We start from the raw sequence: 4,466 nt of genomic DNA, 5'->3' as shown, positions 1-4,466 counted from the left end.
TTGCCGACCCCGCCCTTTTGGGTGGAAAAGGCGACATAAAGGGGTGTTTTCTCGTTTTCCATATTGCTTCCGTTCATTATTGGTTGATAGATTTGTTTATTGCTTTCAATCATTCATTCCATATTGCAATCTTGAAATATTGAAAGATTGTTTTATTTCAATCTTGTTTTCCTGCTTTCATTCTTTCTTGAAATATTGAAATCCTGCAATCACGTTTTATTGAAATCCTGCTTTCAATCATTCTTTCCTGATTGGAATATTTCTTTCAATCTTGCTTTCAATCTTGAAATCCGATGCAAAAAAAGGGAGAAAAAACGTCCCCTGAAAACCTTGTCCCGATTTGTCCTGCGCTGTCCCGTTTTGTCCACCAACCGCCTATTTTACAGCATTATAAATCACCGTTACTTTGCAGCGGAGTAACGAACCGCAGGGGGCGCAGGTGTAAAACAGGGCTGGTGAATGGCTGGGCTTACCGTTCCACGCTAACCCCAATCCGTCCGTGACGGATTTCGATTTTCGACAGAAAATAGCAAGGTGTGTTCTATGGCACATAGAACCGTTTTCCGTGCCTGAAAACGCCTTGCCCCTTGCGGGGGTAAAAATCACTCCGAAGTCGTAATTTTTTAATTTAAAGAAGTATGGAAACAAGAAAACCCAACAAGGGCGGTCGCCCCGCCCTCGCAGACCCGGCGAAGCATCGCCATGTCCTTTACCTGAACGACCGGGAGAACGCCCGCTTCCTCTCGCAATGGGAGCAGTCGGGCGTCACGAGCAAGTCCCGTTTCATCGCCGCCCGGTTGTTCGGCGAGCCGTTCCGGGTGGTGAAAGTGGACAAATCGGCGGTCGAGTATTGCGCCAAGCTGACCGAATTTTACGCCCAGTTCCGGGCGGTTGCGGTCAATTACAACCAAGTCGTAAAGGCGTTGCACAGCAACTTTTCGGAGAAAAAGGCACTGGCTTTTCTCTATAAACTGGAGAAAGCGACCACCGAACTGGCGGCACTGAACCGCCAAGTTATTGCGTTAACCAATGAATGCAAGGAACTATGGTTGCCAAAATAAGCACGGGCGGCAATATGTTCGGCGCACTGGCGTACAACCAAAACAAGGTGGACAGCGGGGAAGCAAAGGTGCTTTTCTCCAACCGGATGCTGTTGAGCGAGGACGGGAATTTCTCTATCGGCGAGTGTATGCGCAGCTTTGAAATGCAGATGCCCGTCCAGCTATCCACCAAGAAGCCGATACTTCATATTTCCATAAACCCGCACCCGGAAGACGTGCTGACCGACCAGCAGCTTTCCGACATTGCCAAAGAGTATATGCGGAAGTTGGGCTATGGCGACCAGCCCTATTTGGTGTACAAGCATACCGACATCGACCGCCACCACATCCACATCGTGGGGTTGCGGGTGGACGAGAACGGCAAGCCGCTGAATGACAAGTTCGAGCATCGGCGCAGCAAGCAAATCACCCGTGAACTGGAAAAGAAATACGGGCTGCACCCGGCAGAGCGAAAGGAACGTGCCGAACGCCCGGAACTTAAAAAGGTGGACTATGCCGCCGGGGACGTGAAGCACCAAATCGGCAATACCGTGAAAGCGGCTTGCTATGGCTACCGCTTCCAGTCGTTCGGGGAGTACAAGGCTTTGCTTGCCGCTTACAACGTGTGCGCCGAGGAAGTCAAGGGTGAAGTGAACGGCAAGCCCTATCAGGGCATTGTCTATTCCGCCATGAACGACAAGGGAGAAAAGGCGGGCAACCCGGTAAAGGCTTCCCGCATCGGCAAGTCGGTGGGTTATGAAGCGGTGCAGCGCAGAATGGAGAAATCGGGCGAAGCAATCAGGAACGGGAAACTGAAAGAACGCACCCGGAAGATTGTAGCCACTGCCATGCAGACCGCCCGCAGCCGCAAAGAACTGGAACAACAGCTAAAGAAGCAGGGCATTGACGTGGTATTCCGTCAGAATGACAGCGGGCGCATCTACGGCGTTACGTTCATCGACCACGACAGCCGGGTGGTGCTGAACGGTTCACGCTTGGGCAAGGAGTATTCGGCGAACGTGTTCAACGAACGTTTTTCGGGCGAAACCGGAAATATATACCAGTCAGAAGTGGAAATACAACAGCGGGAACAATCCACGCATCAGGAACAGCCGGGCTTCACGCCGAAATCCGACATCATTCCGGGCGTGGCTTCCGTGCTGGGAACTTTCGGCGGATTGTTAGGCGGCGGTGCATCAGGCGGTGACGATCCGCAGGACACCGCCCGCCAAAAGAGAAAGAAGAAAAAGAAGCGCACAAGGCGCATTGACTAACTTGAAAAAACATTACAATCATGCAACAAGAGGATGATTTGAGAGGGCTTGCACGGGTCATGGACTTTATGCGGGCTGTCAGTATTCTATTCGTGGGAATAAACGTGTACTGGTTCTGTTACTCCACCCTGAAAGAATGGGGAGTGACGTTTGAGGTGATAGACAAGATACTGTGGAACTTCCAGCGCACCACCGGGCTGTTCTCGTCCGTCCTTTGGACAAAACTTTTTGCGGTGGTGTTCCTCGCCCTGTCGTGCATCGGCACTAAGGGCGTGAAAGAGGAAAAGATAACGTGGGCGAAGATACATTGCAGCCTTGCGGCGGGTGTCGTGTTGTTTTTCCTGAACTGGTGGTTGCTGGAACTTCCGTTGCCACACACGGCGGATGCCGTGTTTTATATCGCCACGCTGTCGGCGGGCTATATCTGTATGCTCATGGCGGGTACATGGATGTCCCGGCTGTTGAAGAACAACCTAATGGATGATGTCTTTAATACAGAGAACGAGAGTTTCATGCAGGAAACAAGGCTTATCGAGAACGAGTATTCGGTAAATCTGCCTACCCGGTTCTACTATAAGAAGAAATGGAATAATGGCTGGATAAATGTCGTGAACCCGTTCCGTGCCAGCCTTGTGTTGGGGACACCGGGCAGCGGTAAGTCGTATGCGGTGGTAAACGGTTACATAAAACAGCAAATCGAGAAAGGTTTTGCGCTTTACTGTTATGATTACAAATTCCCTGACCTTTCGGAAATCGCTTATAATCACCTACTTAATCACTTGGACGGGTATAAGGTAAAGCCTAAATTCTACATTATCAATTTTGACGACCCACGCAAGAGCCACCGATGCAACCCGATAAACGCCAGCTTCATGTCGGACATTGCGGATGCCTACGAAGCCAGCTACACGATTATGCTTAACCTTAACCGCTCTTGGATAAGCAAGCAGGGCGATTTCTTCGTGGAAAGCCCGATTATCCTGCTTGCAGCCATTATTTGGTACTTGCGCATTTATCAGGGCGGCAGGTATTGCACGTTCCCCCATGCCATTGAACTATTGAACAAGAAATACGCCGATGTTTTCACGATTTTGCGCAGTTATCCCGAACTGGAAAACTACCTTTCCCCGTTCGTGGATGCTTGGGAATCAGACGCTCAAGAGCAGTTGCAGGGTCAAATAGCAAGTGCGAAAATCCCGCTTTCAAGGATGATTTCACCCGCCCTTTATTGGGTAATGACGGGCGATGATTTCTCACTGGATATAAATAATCCCCAAGAGCCTAAAATACTGGTTGTCGGTAACAACCCCGACCGTCAGAACATCTATTCGGCGGCACTGGGATTATATAACAGTAGAATAGTGAAGCTGATAAACAAGAAAGGTCAGCTTAAAAGTTCGGTGATTATAGACGAGCTGCCAACGATTTATTTTCGAGGGCTTGATAACCTGATTGCGACCGCCCGAAGCAACAAGGTTGCGGTTCTGCTGGGCTTTCAGGATTACAGCCAGCTTACCCGTGACTACGGGGATAAGGAAAGCAAAGTAATTCAAAATACTGTGGGTAATGTGTTCAGCGGTCAGGTAGTCGGTGAAACGGCGAAAATCCTTTCCGAGCGTTTCGGAAAGGTGTTGCAGAAACGGCAGAGCATGACAATCAACCAGCGGGAGAAGTCCACCTCGATAAGCACCCAAATGGACAGCCTGATACCCGCCAGTAAAATATCCAACCTCACGCAAGGCATGTTCGTGGGTGCGGTGGCGGACAACTTCGATGAACGGATAGAGCAGAAGATTTTCCACTGCGAAATCGTGGTGGACAATGAAAAGGTGAAGCGGGAAACCGCCCGTTACGTGAAGTTGCCGCAGATAATTGACTTCACCGACAAGGACGGCAACGACCGGATGCAGGAAGAGATACAAGCCAATTATGACCGCATCCGTCAGGAAGTCCGGCAGATTGTCGAGGACGAGATAACCCGGATTAAGAACGACCCGGAGCTATGCCACTTGATTAAGGAGGAAGAATAGCTGTATATAATAATGTATGGAGTGAAGAACAGCCGATGTAGCTTTACGGTTGTTCTTCATTTTGCTTTTTGGTGCGGTAGGCTTCAAAACGCACTAATATTTCGTGCAGGTTCTTCAATGCT

General features: G+C 49.8%; 3 protein-coding genes and 1 pseudogene. 3 read left to right on the top strand and 1 reads right to left on the bottom strand.

Features of this window, described 5'->3' with window-relative positions; all coding sequences use genetic code 11:
• Positions 1-77, bottom strand: a pseudogene (locus H8S64_RS22925) (ParA family protein); the annotation flags it as partial.
• 561 nt (positions 78-638) lie between these two features.
• Between H8S64_RS22925 and mobA the strand changes: the two are divergent.
• Genes mobA through mobC form a run of 3 tightly spaced genes read left to right on the top strand, consistent with a single transcriptional unit; the run spans position 639 to position 4,344 of the window.
• Entirely contained in the window at positions 639-1,061 is a 423-nt protein-coding gene (mobA, locus tag H8S64_RS21835; protein WP_186978700.1) for a conjugal transfer protein MobA, read from the top strand.
• Entirely contained in the window at positions 1,046-2,314 is a 1,269-nt protein-coding gene (mobB, locus tag H8S64_RS21830; protein ID WP_186978699.1) for a conjugal transfer protein MobB, read from the top strand. The genes mobA and mobB overlap by 16 nt, the downstream gene beginning before the upstream one ends.
• Positions 2,315-2,334: 20 nt before the next feature.
• Positions 2,335-4,344 carry a conjugal transfer protein MobC gene (gene mobC / locus H8S64_RS21825; RefSeq protein WP_186978698.1) on the top strand — a complete coding sequence of 670 codons (2,010 nt, stop codon included), beginning with the start codon at positions 2,335-2,337 and terminating at the stop codon, positions 4,342-4,344.
• Positions 4,345-4,466 lie beyond the last annotated feature (122 nt).

Source organism: Butyricimonas hominis (genome assembly GCF_014287455.1).
GTDB classification, from domain to species: Bacteria; Bacteroidota; Bacteroidia; order Bacteroidales; family Marinifilaceae; genus Butyricimonas; species Butyricimonas muris.
Note: the sequence above shows the minus strand (reverse complement) of the source record. Positions and strands in the feature narration are given on the sequence as shown.